Annotated in this window: 18 protein-coding genes; 15 read left to right on the top strand and 3 right to left on the bottom strand. The window is 64.2% G+C overall.

Annotated elements, in window-relative coordinates; genetic code table 11:
* Positions 1–45 precede the first annotated feature (45 nt).
* The 5 genes from P3T18_RS19615 (at position 46) to P3T18_RS19595 (ending at position 3680) form a co-directional block, all read left to right on the top strand.
* Positions 46–1683: a S10 family peptidase gene (locus tag P3T18_RS19615; RefSeq protein ID WP_429301622.1), complete on the top strand. Its 1638-nt coding sequence runs from the start codon at positions 46–48 to the stop codon at positions 1681–1683.
* A gap of 119 nt (positions 1684–1802) precedes the next feature.
* Positions 1803–2462: a hypothetical protein gene (locus tag P3T18_RS19610; RefSeq protein ID WP_429301621.1), complete on the top strand. Its 660-nt coding sequence runs from the start codon at positions 1803–1805 to the stop codon at positions 2460–2462.
* A 142-nt stretch (positions 2463–2604) separates the two neighbouring features.
* Positions 2605–2955, top strand: a complete 351-nt coding sequence (locus P3T18_RS19605; protein ID WP_429301620.1) for a hypothetical protein — start codon at positions 2605–2607, stop codon at positions 2953–2955.
* A gap of 303 nt (positions 2956–3258) precedes the next feature.
* Complete coding sequence (locus P3T18_RS19600; protein WP_429301619.1) at positions 3259–3408, top strand: hypothetical protein; 150 nt, start codon at positions 3259–3261, stop codon at positions 3406–3408.
* 5 nt (positions 3409–3413) lie between these two features.
* Positions 3414–3680, top strand: coding sequence for an RNA-binding protein (locus P3T18_RS19595; RefSeq protein ID WP_429301618.1), 267 nt, complete (start codon positions 3414–3416; stop codon positions 3678–3680).
* 37 nt (positions 3681–3717) lie between these two features.
* Here the strand turns inward: P3T18_RS19595 and nadE are convergent, their stop codons facing one another.
* Positions 3718–4572 carry an ammonia-dependent NAD(+) synthetase gene (gene nadE / locus P3T18_RS19590; protein ID WP_429301617.1) on the bottom strand — a complete coding sequence of 285 codons (855 nt, stop codon included), beginning with the start codon at positions 4570–4572 and terminating at the stop codon, positions 3718–3720.
* Positions 4573–4844: 272 nt separating this feature from the next.
* Between nadE and P3T18_RS19585 the strand changes: the two genes are divergently transcribed.
* Entirely contained in the window at positions 4845–5954 is a 1110-nt protein-coding gene (locus P3T18_RS19585) for a L,D-transpeptidase (protein WP_429301616.1), read from the top strand.
* Between the two features lie 46 nt (positions 5955–6000).
* Here the strand turns inward: P3T18_RS19585 and P3T18_RS19580 are convergent, their stop codons facing one another.
* Together P3T18_RS19580 and P3T18_RS19575 are read right to left on the bottom strand one after the other, a co-directional pair.
* The gene (locus P3T18_RS19580) at positions 6001–6873 is read right to left on the bottom strand and encodes a DMT family transporter (RefSeq protein ID WP_429301615.1); all 873 of its coding nucleotides are present in this window, start codon (positions 6871–6873) and stop codon (positions 6001–6003) included.
* A 168-nt stretch (positions 6874–7041) separates the two neighbouring features.
* Positions 7042–8601 (bottom strand): ABC1 kinase family protein, encoded by a 1560-nt coding sequence (locus tag P3T18_RS19575; RefSeq protein ID WP_429301614.1) that lies wholly within the window; start codon positions 8599–8601, stop codon positions 7042–7044.
* A 205-nt stretch (positions 8602–8806) separates the two neighbouring features.
* Between P3T18_RS19575 and P3T18_RS19570 the strand changes: the two genes are divergently transcribed.
* From P3T18_RS19570 to P3T18_RS19530, 9 genes are all read left to right on the top strand, one after another.
* Complete coding sequence (locus P3T18_RS19570) at positions 8807–9562, top strand: DeoR/GlpR family DNA-binding transcription regulator (RefSeq protein ID WP_429301613.1); 756 nt, start codon at positions 8807–8809, stop codon at positions 9560–9562.
* Positions 9563–10251: 689 nt separating this feature from the next.
* Positions 10252–11343, top strand: a complete 1092-nt coding sequence (phnS, locus tag P3T18_RS19565; protein ID WP_429301612.1) for a 2-aminoethylphosphonate ABC transporter substrate-binding protein — start codon at positions 10252–10254, stop codon at positions 11341–11343.
* Between the two features lie 96 nt (positions 11344–11439).
* Positions 11440–12540: a 2-aminoethylphosphonate ABC transport system ATP-binding subunit PhnT gene (gene phnT, locus P3T18_RS19560; RefSeq protein ID WP_429301611.1), complete on the top strand. Its 1101-nt coding sequence runs from the start codon at positions 11440–11442 to the stop codon at positions 12538–12540.
* A complete protein-coding gene (locus tag P3T18_RS19555) occupies positions 12518–13459 on the top strand; it encodes a 2-aminoethylphosphonate ABC transporter permease subunit (protein ID WP_429301610.1) in 942 nt (313 codons plus the stop codon). The genes phnT and P3T18_RS19555 overlap by 23 nt, the downstream gene beginning before the upstream one ends.
* Positions 13449–14312 (top strand): 2-aminoethylphosphonate ABC transport system, membrane component PhnV, encoded by an 864-nt coding sequence (gene phnV, locus P3T18_RS19550; protein ID WP_429301609.1) that lies wholly within the window; start codon positions 13449–13451, stop codon positions 14310–14312. Before P3T18_RS19555 ends, phnV begins: the two co-directional genes overlap by 11 nt.
* 87 nt (positions 14313–14399) lie before the next feature.
* Positions 14400–15146, top strand: coding sequence for a phosphonate utilization associated transcriptional regulator (locus tag P3T18_RS19545; RefSeq protein WP_429301608.1), 747 nt, complete (start codon positions 14400–14402; stop codon positions 15144–15146).
* A gap of 49 nt (positions 15147–15195) precedes the next feature.
* Entirely contained in the window at positions 15196–16452 is a 1257-nt protein-coding gene (gene phnA, locus P3T18_RS19540; protein WP_429301607.1) for a phosphonoacetate hydrolase, read from the top strand.
* On the top strand, positions 16449–17900 hold the full coding sequence (gene phnY / locus P3T18_RS19535; RefSeq protein ID WP_429301606.1) for a phosphonoacetaldehyde dehydrogenase: 1452 nt from the start codon (positions 16449–16451) through the stop codon (positions 17898–17900). The genes phnA and phnY overlap by 4 nt, the downstream gene beginning before the upstream one ends.
* A gap of 4 nt (positions 17901–17904) precedes the next feature.
* Positions 17905–18465 (top strand): phosphonate degradation HD-domain oxygenase, encoded by a 561-nt coding sequence (locus tag P3T18_RS19530; RefSeq protein ID WP_429301605.1) that lies wholly within the window; start codon positions 17905–17907, stop codon positions 18463–18465.
* Positions 18466–18790: the final 325 nt, after the last annotated feature.

Here is an 18790-nt window from a genome sequence, read left to right as displayed (position 1 = left end):
GAACAAGGCAAAAACGCAGGACGTTCACGAACCCATGGAGCGATCATGACGAATACCGATTCAGCTTCTGTTAGTGCGCAGTCGTCACATAAAGCCGAGGCCGCCGGCGCGCATCATGCCGGCGATCAGCCGTTCTTCGATCCGGTGGCGTACGGCAACGGTCCAGATGACGCCGTGACCGACACCTCCGAGAGCGCGGCGATCACGCATCATGCCGCCACCATCGGCGGCAAGAAGATCAATTACACGGCCACGGTCGGGCATCTCGTGATCGTCGATCCGAGCAGTTCGCAGCCCGAGGCGAAGATGTTCTACGTGGCGTTCACGCAGGACAACCAGAAAGAAGAAGCACGGCCGCTGACGTTTTTCTATAACGGCGGTCCGGGTTCGTCGTCGGTATTCGTGCTGCTGGGATCGTTCGCGCCGCGCCGCATAAAGACGTCGATGCCGGGCTTCACGCCGCCCGCGCCGTATTCGATGGAAGACAACCCCGACAGCCTGCTCGACAAGAGCGACCTCGTGTTCATCAATCCCGTGGGCACGGGTTATTCGGCCGCCATCGCGCCGAAAAAGAACCGCGATTTCTGGGGCGTCGACCAGGACGCGGACTCGATCAAGCAGTTCATCAAGCGCTTCCTGACGAAGAACAACCGCTGGAATTCGCCGAAATACCTGTTCGGCGAGTCGTACGGCACCGCGCGCAGTTGCGTGCTCGCCTACCGCTTGCATGAAGACGGCGTCGATCTGAACGGCATAACGCTGCAGTCGTCGATTCTCGACTACACGCAGTCGGGCAATCCGGTCGGCGCGCTGCCGACCGCCGCCGCGGACGCGTGGTACCACAAGAAGCTCGGCATCGCGCCGCGTCCCACCGACCTCGGCGCGTTCGCCGAGGAAGTGGCGCAGTTCGCGCGCACCGATTATCTCGCGGCGTTGCGTAAATTTCCGACCACTGATTCCGCCACGGTGGAAAAGCTCAGCGAATACACCGGCATCGACAAAACCACCTTGCTGGCGTGGAGCCTCGACATCGCCTCTTACGACAGCCGCGGCAACTCGCTTTTTCTGACCACGCTGCTGAAGTCCAAAGGCGTTGCGCTCGGCGAATACGACGGCCGCGTCACGGCCATCAGCACGGGTATCGCCGGCAAGATCGATCCGAACTCGGGCGGCAACGACCCGACCATGACGGCGGTGACGGGCGTCTACACGACGATGTGGAACGTGTATCTGAACGAGCAGCTGAAATACACCTCGAACTCGTCGTTCACGGATCTGAATGACCAGGCGTTCCAGTACTGGGACTTCAGCCACATCGACCCGACCGGCGCGCAGAAGGGCGTGGACGCCAAGGGCAACATCATCCTCTACACCGCGGGCGATCTCGCGGCGGTGATGGCGCTCAATCCCGACCTCAAGGTGCTGTCGGCAAACGGCTTCTACGACTGGGTCACGCCGTTTTACCAGACCGTGCTGGATCTGCAGCAGATGCCGCTCGTCAGCCAGCAGGTCCGGCAGAATCTGTCGGCGCGCTTCTATCCGTCCGGGCACATGGTCTATCTGGACGGTGGCTCGCGCACGGCGCTCAAGGCCGATCTGGCGAAGATGTACGAAGCGACCGTGTCGGACACGCACGCGGTGTTGCGCATCCGCGCGCTGCAGGCGCGGGTGTCGAAGAGTTAGTGTGGCTGGCGTCCCGCAAGCGCCTGCCGCCAGCGCGAGTTTTTTACCTATTCATATTGAATGTGTTTTAATTAGTCTGCGAATTGAACCATTGCGCGCCGTTTCGGGTGCGCCAACGAATGAACGCAGGCATGGCAGACAGGCATCGCTTTCCGTCGGGAAGCGTTGCGGGCAACAGTAAAGACGAAGCGATTGCGCCGGCGCGGATGCGTCGGCGCGACTTCGTGCGCGGCGTCGGCGGGCCGCGCCTCGTGTCTCGCGTCGCGGTTCTTCTAGGCCTCGCGGCACTCTTCACCCTGCGTGTGGGCGACGCGTGCGCACAGGACGCGTCGATGCTCGACGAGCGCGTCACGGAGCAGTCCGTCAGCAAAACGATTTGCCGGCCCGGCTACGCGGACACCGTCGCTCCGCCACTCGATCAACTCATGGCGCACAAAGACCGTCTGCTCGCGGCGCGCGGTCTGGACAGCGAGGACGGTCTTGCACTCGCGCTCGACCGCCGCGTGCCGATCGTGCTCGGCGGGTCGCCGGATGCGCCGGCCAATCTCGATCTTTTGCCGTGGGCGGGCCATCAGGGCGAGCGTCGCAAGGCGCGCGCGGCCGTCATGCTCAAGCGCTGCGTCTGCGAAGGCAAGCTGAGTCTCGCTCAGGCGCAAGCAACCATCGTCGGACAATGGTCCGCGGTGTATTCGGGGTTCGGCCAGACGTCCTGCGATGTCAGCCGGCTCGATGTCGCCGGCGGCGAACGCGAACCGGCGGAGCACGACGGCGCGCCTTGATGCGCGAGATGGCTGTCCTGTGCTCGAACGCGTGCGCTCGAACGTGCATGCCGGGTTTCGTTGCTCTGGTTCGACGCATCCACCCAGTTATGCGGCGCGTCCTTCGCGACGCGCGGCTTTGTAATTTTTTCGGAGAATCTCGATGACCTATTCACGTCTTGCCGCTCTGGCCTGCGCCTGTGCCGCTTTGTTCGGCAGCACGGCGGCATTGGCCGCCGAACCGTCGCGCTGCGGCACCGCCGACGCGCTGCAGATTCGCGGCGACGTGCCGGCTGCGATCAGTTTCGATGTGTATCGCCAGTTGCGTCCGTTGAACGCGCAGCGCGTCGCGCTGTTCCAGGCGGCCGGGCAGGTGAAGCGTTTGCCGGACGGGCTCGCCGTGTGCGAAATCGCGGACGACGGCGTCGACGATCCGTCCGCCGTGCTGGTTCGACTGCCGAAGGGCGACAATGCGTGGTGGGTCAGCGCGGCCAATGTACAAGCAGCGGACTGACCGGTTGATCAGCCCGCTTTCAGGTGCGCTCTCCGCATGATGCGAAGTGCGCTTCCCCGTTTCGATGTAGACGGCGCGGCCCGGTTTTTGCGTCTGACGAAAGCGCGTGAACGAATGTTTTTGGTCGATGCCGGGTTTGCGTCACGGATTGCACATGTGTTTTGCGATTTTTTCCGGCGCTTATTCAGGTACAGTGCATTAACGGGCATTTAGCTTCGTTGTTTTACGACAATGTGTCACATCGCTTTCTCTGTTATTCAGGTCTATCCTGAAAACAGGACGAAATTCGAAGGGGAGATTTGAATGATTGCCTTCTACCTGACATTGGCCGCATTGGCCGCCGCCGGTGCCGCAGTAATCCGCGAACTCGCCGCGCAGCAGGAAAAGCAGCGCGCCGCGCTGCGTCCCGTGCGCGTGCAGTCTAACGATGGCCGCGGCTCGCGCCGAGGGTAGGCCGCATGAACCTGATCGTGCGCAACATAGCGGAATCGTGCAGCGAGCAGGAAGTGCGTGATTTTCTCAAGCAGGAGCTCGGGCACTACGCGAAACATATCGAAGTGGTGAACGTCGGCAAGCCCGACGCTTACGCCGCCGTCGAACTGGACGCGAACGTGCCGTATGTGGGCGACGTGATTGCGCGGCAGATCCACGGCAAGCAACTCGGCGGACTCGCGCTCGAAGCGAGCGCGGACCTGTTTTCGGACGAGCCGCCCGCCGCGGGTTGAACGTGCGAGGGCGTTGCCCGGCGGGCGTCAGCGCGGGTTATTTTTGCGGCGTCGGCCAGTCGAACGGCGTGTACGGCAGCGCGCGTTTGTGTTGCGTGAGGTCGTAGAAGCGCAGGATAGTCTCGCGCGCGGTGTCGCTTACCGGTTTGTCTTCCAGGAAGTCGTCGATGGCGTCGTAGGGAATGCCGTAGGCGTCTTCATCGGGTCGCAACGGGCGCAGCATTTCGAGGTCGGCCGTCGGCACCTTGTGGGCGAGCGCTTCGGGCGCGCCCAACGCTTTGGCCACCGCGCGTACGCGGCGCTTGTTCAGACCGGCCAAAGGCAAAATGTCAGCGCCGCCGTCGCCGAACTTCGTAAAAAATCCCATGACCGATTCCGCCGCGTGGTCCGTACCGATCACCACGCCGCTGCGTGCGCCGGCCACCGCGTATTGCGCGATCATGCGCTGGCGCGCCTTGATATTGCCGTGAATGAAATCCTGCTGGAAATCGTCCTTGAAACGAACGCCGCTGATATCCAGTGCGGCAAGCATGGCGTCGGCGGCGGGTTTAATATCGATGGAAAGATTTTCATCCGCGCGAATAAACTGTAATGCCAGTTGCGCATCGGCTTCGTCTTTCTGTATGCCGTAGGGCAAACGTATCGCGACGAAATGCGCGTTGTAATGTTCAGCGCGCAGTTTTTCCACCGACAGTTGCGCGAGCCGCCCGGCGGTTGTCGAATCGACGCCGCCGCTAATTCCCAGCACATAGGTTTTCAGGCCGCTGCTGCGCAGATAATCGGCCAGGAAGGCCACGCGGCGTTCGATTTCCTGCGTGGCGTTGAAGTCTGCGCCGACATGCATTTCCGCGGCGATGCGGGTCTGGCGTGCGGCTTGATCGGATTGCGTCATGGTTATTACCTTCTCCTCGAACTGTTTTGCGGACTGGCATTGCGCACGCGACGACTGCGCGTCAAAGAATTTAACAATTAAGCCGCTTTAATTCGCATTACACCTTTTCACCGTGCTTGCGCGATGTCAAAACTGACACGTTATTACAGCAAGATGATCCGGTTCATTGATTTTCGATCGACAGATTGCAATCCGCTGAGTAGCATCTTTGCTCCGAGTGCTGCAATAAGCGCGCGAAAGCCAATAATAAACAGGTTTAGTCAAATTAAGTGATGAACTACCCGAATCGGCCTGGCCAGCCTGTCTCGGACCGCCCTGATTCCGCGACGGTGAATCGTCGGGATGCATTGTCGTGTCCGGACGACCGAGCGGCGGCAGCGTGGGTCGCGCGCCTCGCGCGCAGACTGACTGCGCTGCTCCGTTTGACTCGTGCGTCAACTGCATCGCCTGCATCGCGTTTGCTGCGCCTTGCCGTTTGCACCTTATTCTGCACGTCGCTTTGGGCATTGTCGTGTGGTGCGGCCAGCGCCGCGCCGTCGCCCGCGGCCAGTCGTCCGCCGGCCGCGCTCGATGCCGCCGCGGTCGCCGCGCCGGATGCCGCTGGTGTCGTCGATCCGCGTCGCGCGTTTCTGTTGCGCGATGTGTTTGCGCAGGACGTCACGCGTCGCCTGAAGGTGCCGGCCGCCGAGCAGCGTGCATACGGCGAGCGTCTGGAAACCGCACTCGGCGCGCATACCTTGGGCGATCTGTCGGGCGAGTACGTGGTGCTGGTGGATCGCGATTCGAACACGCAGGCGCTCTTCATCTATTTTCGCGCCACGCCGTCCGACGTCTGGCAGATGATCGGCGCGGCGCCGGTGTCGACCGGACGTCCCGGCGAGCACGATCATTTCGTCACGCCGCTCGGCGTGTTCGAGCACACGCCGTCGAACATGGATTTTCGCTCCGAAGGCACCTTGAACGAAAACCGCATTCGCGGCTACGGCAAGCGCGACATGCGTATCTTCGATCTCGGTTGGGCGCAGGGCGAGCGCGGCTGGGGCAAGGGTGGCATGTCGCAGATGCGTTTTCAGATGCACGCAACCGATCCGGACCGCCTCGAACCCTTGCTCGGCATCCGTCACTCGAAAGGCTGCGTGCGGATTCCGGCGTCGCTCAACACGTTTCTCGACCACTACGGCATTCTCGACGCCGAGTACGTCGCGCTGGTCGATTCCGGCAAATCGTTGTGGCTACTCAAAAGCGATCGGCAGGTCATGCCGTGGGCGGGGCGCTACATCGTCGTGGTGGATTCGGCTCGCAAGGGCCGCCCGGCGTGGTCGCCGGCGCCGGGCAGCAAAGCGCGCGCAAAAATGCCGGCCGGTGGGGATACTGCCGACTGACGGGCGAGCAAACCGAGCAAACCGCGAAAACGCCGCATCCCCACGCTCACGAACGCGCCAGCATGACCCCCACCAGCGCCGCGACGAATCCCGCCAGCTGCACCGGCAGCAGCGTTTCGCCGAAACCCAGATAGCCCTCGAGTGCGGCAAGCGGCGGCGCGAGAAACACCAGCGCCGTGGCGCGCGCCGCATTGCCGCGTCTGACCATCCACACCAGCAACGTCACGCTGATACCCGACAGCATCACGATCCCCCACGCGAGCGACGCCCAGAGCGTCGGCGAGGCGATCCAGCGATGCTCGCCCAGCGCGAGCGCGAAAGTCGCGGCAACCACTGCGGCACCGAAATTCTGCACGGCGCTCGCGCTGCGAATATCGGCTTTGGCAAGCGACGTCTTCTGAAACAGGGTGCCCGCCGTGATCGCGCCGACCGCGACGATCGAAATGAGGACGACGAGCCAGGGCGGAGCGTCGCCATGCGGCGTCGGCGGTGCCGCGCTGGCGAGCTTCGGCTCGAGCACCAGCGCGACGCCGAGCAGACCGAGCGCCATACCCGCCCAGCCGCGTTTCGAGAGCCGCTCTCCGAAGAGCGGTGCCGCGACCGCCGCAGTGGCCAGCGGCTGCAGCGCGCCGAGCAGCGCCATTACGCCGGCGCTCAAACCTTGCGCCACGGCCCAGTAGCCTGCGCCCAGGTAGACGCCTTGCAGCAACGCGCCCGCTACCAGGTGTTTGCCGAGATCGCGTCCGCGCGGCCAGGCGGCGCGCGCCGCTAACGCGGCCAGTGCGAACAGCACCGCCGTGCCGCCGAAGCGCGCGAGCAGAAACAGATTGGGGTCGGCGTACGGCGTGATCGCGCGGGCGACCACGAAGCCGGTCGACCAGAGCACGACGAAGACGACAGCGCTAAGCGAAGCAAGCATGGAAGAACGAGCCAGGAAAAACCGCCATCATGACGACGCGCGGAAGGCTCGTCTTGTTCGAAGCTGCACAGCGCGGTTCAGGCGCTGTCACCGTCGGCCGAAGCCGTTCATTGCGTTCCGCCACGCGAGTCTTGTCAGCCAGTTCTGGCCAGCCAGTCCGGCAACGCGTCAACGCAACAGCAAGGCCGTGCCCGCGCCCAGCAGGCCGCCGCATACCGCGCAAGCCCATAACAGCGCGCGTGTGCGGCGGTATTCGCGCCGGACGTCCAGCATCAATTGCGCGTTTTGCCGGGGCGTGCGCGCGCGATCGTGTTCGTGTTGCAGATAGCGCACCGCCAGTTGCGGCACGCGCGGCAGCATGTGCGCGAGATGCGGCAGTTCGCGCGCGATGCGCTTGATCCAGCCGCGATGATCGACGTCGCGCTGGGCGATGCCCGAGAGCACGCCGCGCGCGATGTTCCACGTATCGACGCCCGGATGCAGCGCCCGTGCCAGCATCTCCGCCTGATGAAACGAACGCTGTGCCGTGGCGAGACGCGCGGGCACCGCGCCGTCGAATGGATGCACGGCGTGTAGCAGATGATGAAACAGCGAACCCGCCGAACGGTCTTCGGGCTCGGCGGCGAAATGCGCTTCGGCCCGCGTGCGCAATTCCGCTTCGAGCATTTCGGCGCGCGTGTCGTGCGGCACGTGGCCTGCATCGCGATGCAGTTCCGCAAGGCGCCCGTAATCCTGATCGAAGAGAGCGGTCGCGCCGTGCACGAAAAATTCGCGCTCGCCCGTGGAGAGACTCGACATGATCGAGAATTCCGCGAGCACCAGGCGGCCCAGGGTGTCCGGTTCGATGCTCACGCGTACCCGGCGGGCGTCCAGCGTGGCGTGAAAAAAGCCGTGCTCGAACGCCTGCTCGGTCACCACCTCGACGATATGCGCGGCGAGCGGCGCGAGTTTCACCCGATGCGCATGCAGACCGGGCAGGTCGTTGGCAGGCAGCGTGTTGATGCGCTGCATGGTGAGCGTGTAGTTCGTGCACAGGTCCCAGATCACGTCGGGCACCACGATGCGCTTGTCGCCGTCGAAGTGATGACCGGTCTGGCTGAGGTTGGCCGCTTCCGCGCGCAGATCGAAGCGGCGCTGGATGTCGTCGGAGAAGCTTTGCGCGAGCGCGCGCAACTGCAGGCGACGGGCGCTCGCCGAGAGTTTTTCCAGCCAGCGTGCGACCCAGCGCAGCAAGGCGAGTTCGTCGCCGATCTGCTGGAGGAGATCGACGCGCACGAGTTTGATCGCGACTTCGTCATGTCCGTTGACGGGCGAGAGGAGCCGCGCGAAATGCGTCTGTTCGGCGAAGCCGCCGCGCACCGCTACGAGGTCGACGGCGCTGAAGAGCGTGGCGAGCGGGCGATTGAAAGCATGTGCAAGCGCAATGGCGGCTTCATTCGGCGGCAACGGTGTTTCGAGGTGATCGATGGCGTCGATCGCGTCGTGCAGCGTGCCGCTCGCCAGCTCCGGCCGTTCGACCAGCACCTGCGCGAAGCGGCCCGCGAGCGGCCCGAGCGCGGGCAGCACGCCGTGCAGACTGTCGCGGCTGCGCTCCGACGCATGCACGCGTCCCACCAGTTGGATCATCCAGTGCAGTTTGTGATCGGCGGGAGCGGCCAGCCAGATCAGACGCGCGCCGTAACGCAGCGCGTGGAACAGCAGTAGTAGGCGGCGAAACAGTGGCGGCATCGGCAGTTCGGTTGACGGACCATGCGTTGCAGCAGAGGATCGGGATCGATCCGGCGCGGCAATCTGCGGTCAACGCGCGGTCAAGCCGTCAGGGTAGCAGGGAAGCGCACCGAAGAGGAGCATCGTCGCGCCACGCGTACTACAATACGCCGGCCTTCTTAAACCGTGGCGAAACCCAGGCACGCCGGCCTCCGGCTCTCAACAGATGCTCGCAGAACAACGTCACCAATACATCCTGGCGCAAGTCGCCAAAACCGGCGCGCTCTCCGTAGCGGAGCTGGTGCGCGAACTGAACGTGTCGCGCGAAACGATTCGCCGCGATCTCAATGCGCTCGCGGGGCGAGGGCTGCTGGTGACGACGCACGGCGGCGCGCTGTCCAGCGACCGCCGCGAGCCCGACCTCGACACGCGCGAAGCGGCCAACGCGGGCGCCAAGCGGGCGATCGGCGAACGCGCGGCGGAGTTCGTGCCGGACGGCGCGTCGCTCATCATCGATTCCGGCAGCACGACGCAAGCCGTGGCGCGCGCGCTGCTCGACCGGCATCGTCTCTCGGTCTATACCAACGACTGGCGCATCGCGCTGCTGCTCGGCCGTCGCAACGACAACCGCATCACGCTGCTGGGCGGCGAGCTGTCGGATATCGAAGACGCCACCTTCGGTCTCGATACCGTGCATCAGCTCACGCAGTATCACGCCGACTTCGCCTTCATCGGCGCGGGCGGAATCTCGCCCGACGGCTATCTGACCGATTACAGCCGCATGGCCGCCGAAGTGCGCAGCCGGATGATCGCCGCGGCCGACACGGTCGTCGTGGTCGCGGACCATTCGAAGTTCGGACGCGTGACGCCGGTGCGCATCAACGGTATCGAAGCGGCGCGCTATCTGGTCACCGAGCTCGCGCCCGACAAGGCGCTCGGCAAGGCGATCACGGCGCATGGTCCGGAAATCCTCATCGCGTAGCGCCGTCGTGTTCGACCGCGCATCAGGTCGCGCATTGGGCCACTCATAGGGCCACTTATCGGGCCGCGCCGCTCGGCGCGACGCGTCGGCCTCACTCGCGCGGCATCCGTCGCACCCTCGATCGCACCCACGCGATCCTCTTTGCCTGCAATATCCCGACCGGACGGGCACAATACGCGCCGTTGTCCGGAAGCGGCCCGCCACGTCGCCCGTGGCGCGAATCTGCCGCTGCCTCGAATCGATACGCTTAGACCGTCATTTTCGCCATGTAGCATCGCCCGATAGCCGGGTCGACATTCATCGCCGGGACACCGCTTGATACCGCTTGATGAAAAGTTTGACTTGGATATTATTGGCGAATTGTGTCATTTTTTGGAATTCGACAGAATCGTCATGGCGTTGTCACGGAAACCTGTGATCCTTGCCGTGCCCGTTCAGGCATGGCAGGCAGCGCGAGTGCGGTAGGTGAGCTGTAAGTCAGGCTGGGGAAGAGGCAGCAAAGTTGTCGGCAATCTGCAATCCACGCCGCGGTGCGACGAACGCACGGCGACGCGCCGCAAAACGCGAAACAGATGCACGGCCGCTGGCTGCGGGCAACACGCAAGCGGGGCGGCGCGACCGCCGTTCAAATCACAACAGGTATCGGGATATCCCGACCGTCTGGTTTTTTGCCTTTCGGAGAGAGCGACATGACAAAGACGAATTCCCTTCACGCCAAGGCTGGCCTCGCACGCAAGCTGTTGCCGGCGCTGGTCGCCGCAGCGGCATTCGGCGGCGTGGCAGTCCAGGCCCACGCGGCCGACGCAGTGGTGCTGTACACGGCCGATGGCCTCGAAAACCTCTACAAGGACGTGCTGCCCGCTTTCGAAAAGAAAGAAGGCGTGAAGGTCAACATCGTCACGGCAGGTAGCGGTGAAGTGGTGAACCGCGCCACCATCGAAAAAGACCAGCCGAAGGCCGACGTGCTCGTCACGCTGCCGCCGTTCATCCAGCAGGCCGACCAGGCTGGCTTGCTGCAGGCGTACCAGAGCGCCAACTACAAGAACGTGCCGGCCATCGCCAAGGCGCCGAACGGCGCGTGGGCGACCTTCGTGAACAACTACTTCTCGTTCGCGATCAACCCGGAAGTCACGAAGACCCAGCCGAAGACTTTCGCCGACCTGCTGCACCCGGACTTCACCGGCAAGATCGCTTACTCGAACCCGGCCACGGCCGGCGACGGCATGGCCGTCATCATCCTGACCTCGTCGCTGATGGGTGAAGACAAGGCGTTCGACTATCTCAAGAAGCTCGAAAACAGCGCCAAGTTCCACACCAAGGGCACGGGTTATCTCGACGTGCTGCTCTCGCGCAACGAAATCGCAGTGGCTAACGGCGACCTGCAGATGGACCTCGACGACGCAGCCAACGGCGGCCTGTCGCTCAAGCCGGTGTTCCTCGCCGCCAGCGCGGGCGGTCAGCCCACGACGTTCCAGTTGCCGTATGCAATCGGCCTGATCAAGGGCGGCCCGAACCAGGCCGAAGGCAAGAAGCTGATCGACTATCTGATGTCGACCGACGTGCAGGCCAAGGTGCCGGACATCTTCGGCATTCCGGGTCGCACCGACGTGCCGCTCGCCGGCAAGAACGGCGAAGCCGTCAAGCAGGCGATCGCCGGCGTCAAGCTGATTCCGGTGGACTGGAACCAGGTGATGGCGAAGAAGGCGGACTGGACCGCGCGCTGGAAGAACGACGTGATCGGTTCGTCGGGCAAGCAGATCGAAGTCGTCAAGCCGAAGTAAGCCGTCAGCAGAGTTTCAGGTAGTCGAATCAGGCGGCGTCCCGCTCGAAAGCGTGGGACGCCGCGTCAGCATTAATTCAGTTGGAGGATGAACCCGGTGAATACGGCCAGTCTTGCTCACCCAGGCGCGCTCGGCGCCTCACCGGACGCGCTCGATGCCGCGCGTTCGAACACGCCGGGCGGCGTGCAGATCGATCATCTGACCGTGCGTTTCGGTTCGCGCACCGTGCTCGACGATCTGTCGTTGACCATCCAGCGCGGCGAATTGCTGACCGTGCTCGGTCGCAGCGGCTGCGGCAAGACTACGCTGTTGCGTTTCATCGCCGGGTTTATCGAAGCGGACGGGCTCTCGGGTACGCTGACCGTCGCCGGTCACGATCTCACCCACGTGCCGCCGCACAAGCGCAATCTCGGCTTGCTGTTTCAAAGCTACGCGCTGTTTCCGCATCTCTCCGTATTCGATAACGTGGCATTCGGCCTGCGCGCGCGTCGCACGCCGGCCAAAGACGTCGCGCGACGCGTCGCCGACGCGCTCAAGCTGGTTCAACTCGGCGACGCCGGTCATGTAATGCCTGCGCAACTGTCCGGCGGCATGCAACAGCGCGTGGCGCTGGCGCGCGCGCTGGTGATCGAGCCGGACGTGCTGCTGCTCGACGAACCGCTTTCCGCGCTCGACGCCAACCTGCGCGCGTCGGTGCGCTCTGAGTTGAAGGCGCTGCACGAGCGCCTGCCGAACCTCACTATCGTGTGCGTGACGCACGACCAGGACGACGCGCTGGTGCTGTCCGATCGCACGCTGCTGATGCGCGAAGGCCGCATCGCCCAGCTCGGTACGCCGCAACAGCTGTACGACACGCCGAACGACGGCTTCGTCGCGCGTTATCTGGGCGCGGCCAATCTGCTGCCGCCGAAAGTCGCCTTCAGCCTCGGCGACGCCCGCTACAACGAACGCGAACGCGTCGCCTGTCTGCGGCCCGAAGCGCTGCGCATCGTGCCGCTCGGCGAAGGCCAGTTGCACGGAGCGATTGCTTCGGTGGAATGGTATGGCGCGGTGTTGTCGGTGTCGGTCGCGCTCGACGCGATGCCGAACGAACCGGTGCTCGTCACCATGCAGCGCGGTCACGGCATGATGCCGGAGAAGGGCGCGCGAGTTTCCCTGCGTTACGAGGCTGACGATGTCGTCCTTATCAACCCCTGATCTGTCCGCGTCGTCCGGCGCCGACGCTCAGGCGCGCCGCGATGCGAGCGCGGCTTCGCACGCAGCCTCGGTGAAGCGTCGCGAGCGCGCCGCGCAATGGCATCTGCTGTTCATCGCGGTCGTGATTCTCGGGCCGCTGGTGATCTATCCGCTCGTGCGTCTGGTGCTGTTGAGCCTGAGCGGGCCGCACGGTTTGAGCGTGCAGGCCTACTCGAACTTCTTCGGCAATCCGGAGACGCGCGGCGTGGTCGGCACGACCCTGTGGATTCTCTTTGCGAGCGCGGGTCTTGCTTCGCTGCTCGGCGTCGCGCTGGCTTCGCTGCTGTTCTTCAAGCCGTTTCCCGGCGCGCGCATGGTGACGCGTTTTCTCGAACTGTTCGTCGCGTTTCCGTCGTTTCTGGTGGCGTTCACGCTGATCTTTCTGTACGGCTCGCAAGGGTCGGTCAGTATCGGATTGCAGCGGCTGTTTCATCTGCAGGCGCCGCCGCTCGACTTCCTGTTCGGCGTGGGCGGCGTGATTCTCGCCGAGGTGGTGTTTTACGCGCCCTTCGTGGTGCGTCCCACGCTGGCGTCGTTCGCCACGCTCGACATGCGTCTGATCGAAGCCGCGCGCAGCCTCGGCGCGAACGGCTGGATGGTCGCGTACAAGGTGATCCTGCCGCTCGCGTGGCCGGGCATCGCCGCCGGCACGATTCTCTGTTTTCTGCTGACGCTCAACGAGTTCGGCATTCTGCTGGTGCTCGGCAGCGCGCATCTGATCACGTTGCCGGTCGCGATCTACAGTTCCGCCACCGTCGACCTCGATCTGCCGACGGCCGCCGCCGGCGCCGTCGTGATGCTGCTGATGTCTTTGTCGCTGTACGCGTTGTACCGCCAGGTCAACCGTCGCAAGGTGAAAGGAGCGGGCCATGGCCGTTGAACTCGACCCGACCGTTCTGCCGGTCATGCACAAGAAGGCGCGGCCGGTGCGCCGCAGCCTGCTGGTGCGCGTGCTCGGCAGTCTGTTTCTCGGCTTCGCCGCGCTGCTGTGCTTCTGGCTGTTCGTGCTGCCCGTGCTGGTGGTGGCGCTCTCGAGCGTGGCCGCGCACTGGTCCGGCACGATTCTGCCGGACGGTTTCAGCATGCGCTGGTTCGAGCGTCTCGGCTCCAGCGACTTCGACGCGCTCACCACGAGCCTCGAAATCGGCATGGGTGTGGCCGTCCTCGGCACGATCCTCGGCCTGTGGCTGGCGCTCGCGCTCGAAGGACGCGACCGGCGCGGCCTCGGTGCATTCGTCGACACCATCGCGATGATGCCGAACGGCGTGCCGAGCGTCGTGCTCGGGCTCGCCGTGCTGATCGCGTATCACAAGCGACCGGTCGATCTGTCGAGCTCGGCGGCGATCGTGGTGTTCGTCCAGCTCGCACTGGTGTTGCCGTTCTGCTATCGCTGCGCGGCCGCCGCGCTGCGCCCTGAATTGACCATCCTGCGCGAAGCGGCGGCGAGCCTCGGTGCGCCGCCTTCGATGGTGTTGCGCCGCGTCGTGCTGCCGCAACTGGTGCCGGCCATCCGCGCCAGTCTCGCGCTCGGCTTCGCGCTCTCGCTCGGCGAACTGGGCGCCACGCTCACCGTCTATCCGCCGGGTTTTGCGACCGTGCCGATCGTCGTGGTCGGACAGGTGGAGCGCGGTTATTACCTGCCGGCGTCCGCGCTTTCGCTGATCCTGCTGCTGGTCTCGCTCGCCGCGCTGCTGCTGATCGCCGCGCGTGTGCCACGCCGTCGGGCGGACTGACGCGCGACTTCCGATGAATGTGCCGGCGTGCTGTGACGGCACGCACGCATTCACCTTTCGATGTGCGATGTGGCAAAAGTTGCCAAAATGACCGAATTTATGCACACTGCTTCTGTCGATCCGATTGAGGTTGTACGCAGGCATTCGCTCACGACGCTGGTGCGCGAGGAAATCGAGCGGCACATCGTCGAAGGAGCGCTCGCGCCCGGCGACAAGCTCAACGAGGCCGACTGGGCGGCGCGGTTGCAGGTGTCGCGCGGTCCGGTGCGCGAGGCGTTCCGCGCGCTGGAGCAGGCGGGTCTGGTGCGCACCGAGAAGAATCGCGGCGTGTTCGTGCGGACGGTGTCGCTGGCGGAGGCCGACGAGATTTACGCGGTGCGCGCCGTGCTCGAAGAAGCGGCTTGCCGGATGCTGGCGCCGAACATCGACGCAAAGCGGCTCGCGGTGCTGCGCGAATGGCTCGACGGCATGCGCGCCGCGCTCGACGTGCAGGATCACGACGCTTACGCGCGTGCCAACGTGGCGTTTCACGACGCGCTCGTCGCGGCGGCGGGCAACGTCAAGCTCTACGAGACGTACCGCAGGCTGGTCAGCGAATTGAGTCTGTTTCGGCGTGCCGCGCTGGTGGCGCACGAAGGCGCGATGGAGCGTTCGCTCGCCGAGCATCGCGCGATTCTGACGGCACTCGCTTCGCGCGACGCCGAGCAGGCCGCCGCGCTGATGCAGGCGCATGTCGACGGCGGGTTGCGGCGCGCGCACGAAGCGTGCGAGACGGCGGGGCCGTCGGGGCCGCTCGGCGTCGTGTTGACGCCGGCGTCCGACGAGGGCGGTTGACGGGTTTTTCGATGACTGGGCTCACGCCCGGCATGCATGGAAGGAAACGATGGCACATTCAGACGAACGCACGATCGACGTCAACGGCCGCAGCTACCGGCTGTCCACGCAACCTACAGTCGTGGTGTGCGTCGACGGATGCGAATACGATTATCTCGAAGCCGCGGTCGCGGCCGGCGTCGCGCCGTTCATCGGCAGGATGCTGGAGCGCGGTTCGGCCTTCAAGGGCGACTGCGTCGTGCCGTCGTTCACCAATCCGAACAACCTGTCGATCGTGTGCGGCGTGCCGCCGTCGGTCCACGGCATCTGCGGCAACTATTTCTGGGACCCGGACGCGAACGGCGGCGAAGGCGCGGAAGTCATGATGAACGATCCGGCCTATCTGCGCGCCGGCACGTTGCTGGCTGCCGCCGCCAACGCGGGCGCGAAGGTCGCCGTGGTCACCGCGAAAGACAAGTTGCGCCGGTTGCTCGGCTGGCAGCTGAACGGCATCTGCTTCTCCGCCGAGAAAGCCGACAAGGTGACGCGCGAAGAAAACGGTATCGACGACGTGCTCGATCTGGTCGGCCTGCCCGTGCCGGACGTCTATAGCGCGGGCTTGTCCGAGTTCGTGTTTGCCGCCGGCGTGCGGCTCGCGCAGACCCGGCAACTCGATCTGATGTATCTGTCCACCACCGATTACATCCAGCACAAGTGGGCGCCCGGCACGCAAGGCGCGAACGATTTCTACGCGATGATGGATGGCTATCTCGCGAAGCTCGACGCGCTCGGCTGGGTGATCGGCCTGACCGCCGACCACGGCATGAACGCCAAGCACGACCCGCAGACCGGCGAGCCGAACGTGATCTATCTGCAGGACGTACTCGACGACTGGCTCGGTCACGGCAAGGCGCGCGTGATTCTGCCGATTACCGACCCGTACGTGGTGCATCACGGCGCGCTCGGTTCGTTCGCCACGATCTATCTGCCGCACGACGTGAGTGTTACGCAAGTGATCGAGCGGATCGGCGCGCTGCAGGGCATCGAAACCGTGCTCGACAATCGCGCCGCTTGCGAACGCTTCGAGTTGCCGAACGACCGCGTCGGCGACATCGTGGTGGTGAGCACGAAGCACGTGGTGCTCGGCACGCGTCGCGTGGAACACGATCTGTCCGGCCTGACGGTGCCGCTGCGTTCGCACGGCGGTATTTCGGAGCAGGAAGTGCCGTTGCTGTTCAACCGGCGCATCGAAGGGTTGTCGCCGGGCAAGCGTCTGCGCAACTTCGATATCTTCGATGTCGCGCTGAATCACGTGTCGGCATCATGAACGCGATGCTGCAGGACCATCCGGCGTTTCGCGCGGAAGCACTGCGGCTCAAAGGCGAGCGCGCCACGCGCGAACGCACGCTCGACGTGTTCGATCCGTATAGCGGAACGCGTGTCGGTACGGCGCCGCTTGCGAGCGTCGACGACGTGCGGGCCGCGTTCGATTATGCGGTTGCGTATCAGGCGAAGCTCACGCGCTACGAGCGTTCGCAGATTCTCGAACGGGCCGGAGCGCTGCTGCGCGAGCGCAGCGAGGAAGCGTCGGATCTGATTTCGCTCGAAGCGGGTTTGTCGAAGCAGGACTCGCGCTACGAGATCGGTCGTGTGGCCGACGTGTTCAAGTTCGCGTCGATCGAAGCCTTGCGCGACGACGCCCAGAGTTTTTCCTGCGATCTCACGCCGCATGGCAAGAAGCGCCGGGTGTTTTCGCAGCGCGAGCCGCTGGCGGGTGTGATCGTCGCGATCACGCCGTTCAACCATCCGATGAACCAGGTCGCGCACAAAATCGCGCCGGCAATCGCGACGAATAATCGCGTCGTGCTGAAGCCGTCCGAGAAAGTGCCGCTGTCGGCCTTCTATCTCGCGGACATTCTCTACGAAGCCGGTTTGCCCGCGCCGATGCTCCAGGTGTTGACCGGCGATCCGCGCGAAATCGCCGACGAGCTGATTACGCATCCGCTCGTCGAACTCGTTACGTTTACCGGCGGCGTGGCGATCGGCAAAGCCATCGCGTCGAAGGCGGCATACCGGCGCGTCGTGCTGGAACTCGGCGGCAACGATCCGCTGATCGTGCTCGACGACGCCGATCTCGAGCGCGCGGCGACACTCGCGGTGCAAGGCTCGTACAAGAACAGCGGGCAGCGCTGCACGGCGGTCAAGCGCATGCTCGTGCAGCGCGGCGTCGTGGACGAGTTCACGGAACTCGTCGTGGAGAAAACGCGTGCGTGGTCGTTCGGCGATCCGTTCGACGCGGCGAATCAGATGGGCACCGTGATCGACGTCGCCGCGGCCGAACTGTTCGAGGCGCGCGTCAACGAGGCGGTGGCGAGCGGGGCGCGTCTGTTGTGCGGCAACCAGCGCCGCGGCGCGCTCTATTCGCCGACCGTGCTCGACCGCGTCGATCCGTCGATGACGCTCGTGCGCGAGGAAACGTTCGGGCCGGTGTCGCCGATCATCGCCTTCGATACCCTCGACGACGCGATCGCGATCAGTAACGGCACGCCGTTCGGGTTGTCGTCGGGTGTCTGCACGAACCGACAGGACGCGATCACGCGCTTCGTCAACGAATTGCGCGTGGGGACGGTCAACGTATGGGAAGTGCCCGGCTATCGCACCGAGCTGACGCCGTTCGGCGGCATCAAGGATTCCGGGCTGGGCTACAAGGAAGGTGTTCAGGAGGCGATGAAAAGCTTCACCAATCTGAAGACCTTTTCATTACCGTGGGAGTAAGAACGTGGCATTGAGTTTGAGCGACATCCGCTCGCTATACGAGCAGTACGGCAACCTCGCCTATAGCGGCGAGCCGGTGACGCAACTTGAACATGCGTTGCAAAGCGGCGCATTGGCCGAAGCCGCGGGCGCGAACGACGAGCTGGTGGCCGCCGCGTTTCTGCACGACCTCGGCCATCTGCTGAATTTGCAAGGCGAAACGCCGACTGAGCGCGGCATCGACGATCTGCATCAATATTTTGCGTTGCCGTTTTTGCGGCCGGTGTTGTCGGACGCGGTGCTGGAGCCGATCCGCCTGCACGTCGACGCAAAGCGCTGCCTGTGCGCCATCGACGAAACCTATTTCGGCCAGCTTTCCGCCGACTCCGTGCGCAGCCTGGAATTGCAGGGCGGCATCTTCAGCAAGGAAGATGCGGCGACGTTCATGCAGAAGCCCTATGCGAACGACGCATTGAGCCTCCGCAGATGGGACGATCTTGCGAAAGAAGCGAATCGGGCCACGCCGGATCTGGACCATTTCTTGAGCGTGGTCGAACGCGTTATGACCAGTCGCGCGACGGCCTGAGCAACGAGCTTCGATCGAGTCTGTTTCCAACACTTCGTGCCAAGTCCGGCGCGATGTCTGTGCGTCAAAATAACGCTTGCCAGGCCCGTCGTGGGTCGCTAGAATCTCGCTCTTTCGTGCTTCGGATACCGGGGCACGGGGAAGCGGGAGAGCCAGCAATGGCGGGGGTTTGCGGTGAGTCGGGCGGGTTTGGGAAGTTAAAGAAACCTGTTGACGGCGAAGCGAAAGTTCTTCATAATCTCGTTTCTCTGCTGCTGATGCAGCGACGCAGAACGAAGCGGTGCCGGGTGGTGAGGTTGAAGTCCTCCGGTGCGGTTTGGGTAGT

It is taken from the genome of Paraburkholderia sp. GAS199 (assembly GCF_050436585.1).
Lineage (GTDB): Bacteria > Pseudomonadota > Gammaproteobacteria > Burkholderiales > Burkholderiaceae > Paraburkholderia.
This window is presented reverse-complemented; position numbering and strand designations above follow the sequence as displayed.

Excerpts from the sequence above, each read along its gene's own strand:
- P3T18_RS19555 (WP_429301610.1), top strand. The coding sequence starts at position 12,518 with ATGTCGTCCTTATCAACCCCTGATCTGTCCGCGTCGTCCGGCGCCGAC.
- phnV (WP_429301609.1), top strand. The coding sequence starts at position 13,449 with ATGGCCGTTGAACTCGACCCGACCGTTCTGCCGGTCATGCACAAGAAG.
- P3T18_RS19585 (WP_429301616.1), top strand. The coding sequence starts at position 4,845 with ATGAACTACCCGAATCGGCCTGGCCAGCCTGTCTCGGACCGCCCTGAT.
- P3T18_RS19600 (WP_429301619.1), top strand. The coding sequence starts at position 3,259 with ATGATTGCCTTCTACCTGACATTGGCCGCATTGGCCGCCGCCGGTGCC.
- P3T18_RS19580 (WP_429301615.1), bottom strand. The coding sequence starts at position 6,873 with ATGCTTGCTTCGCTTAGCGCTGTCGTCTTCGTCGTGCTCTGGTCGACC.
- phnS (WP_429301612.1), top strand. The coding sequence starts at position 10,252 with ATGACAAAGACGAATTCCCTTCACGCCAAGGCTGGCCTCGCACGCAAG.
- phnY (WP_429301606.1), top strand. The coding sequence starts at position 16,449 with ATGAACGCGATGCTGCAGGACCATCCGGCGTTTCGCGCGGAAGCACTG.
- phnA (WP_429301607.1), top strand. The coding sequence starts at position 15,196 with ATGGCACATTCAGACGAACGCACGATCGACGTCAACGGCCGCAGCTAC.
- P3T18_RS19605 (WP_429301620.1), top strand. The coding sequence starts at position 2,605 with ATGACCTATTCACGTCTTGCCGCTCTGGCCTGCGCCTGTGCCGCTTTG.
- P3T18_RS19610 (WP_429301621.1), top strand. The coding sequence starts at position 1,803 with ATGAACGCAGGCATGGCAGACAGGCATCGCTTTCCGTCGGGAAGCGTT.
- P3T18_RS19575 (WP_429301614.1), bottom strand. The coding sequence starts at position 8,601 with ATGCCGCCACTGTTTCGCCGCCTACTACTGCTGTTCCACGCGCTGCGT.
- nadE (WP_429301617.1), bottom strand. The coding sequence starts at position 4,572 with ATGACGCAATCCGATCAAGCCGCACGCCAGACCCGCATCGCCGCGGAA.
- P3T18_RS19615 (WP_429301622.1), top strand. The coding sequence starts at position 46 with ATGACGAATACCGATTCAGCTTCTGTTAGTGCGCAGTCGTCACATAAA.
- P3T18_RS19570 (WP_429301613.1), top strand. The coding sequence starts at position 8,807 with ATGCTCGCAGAACAACGTCACCAATACATCCTGGCGCAAGTCGCCAAA.
- P3T18_RS19545 (WP_429301608.1), top strand. The coding sequence starts at position 14,400 with ATGACCGAATTTATGCACACTGCTTCTGTCGATCCGATTGAGGTTGTA.
- P3T18_RS19595 (WP_429301618.1), top strand. The coding sequence starts at position 3,414 with ATGAACCTGATCGTGCGCAACATAGCGGAATCGTGCAGCGAGCAGGAA.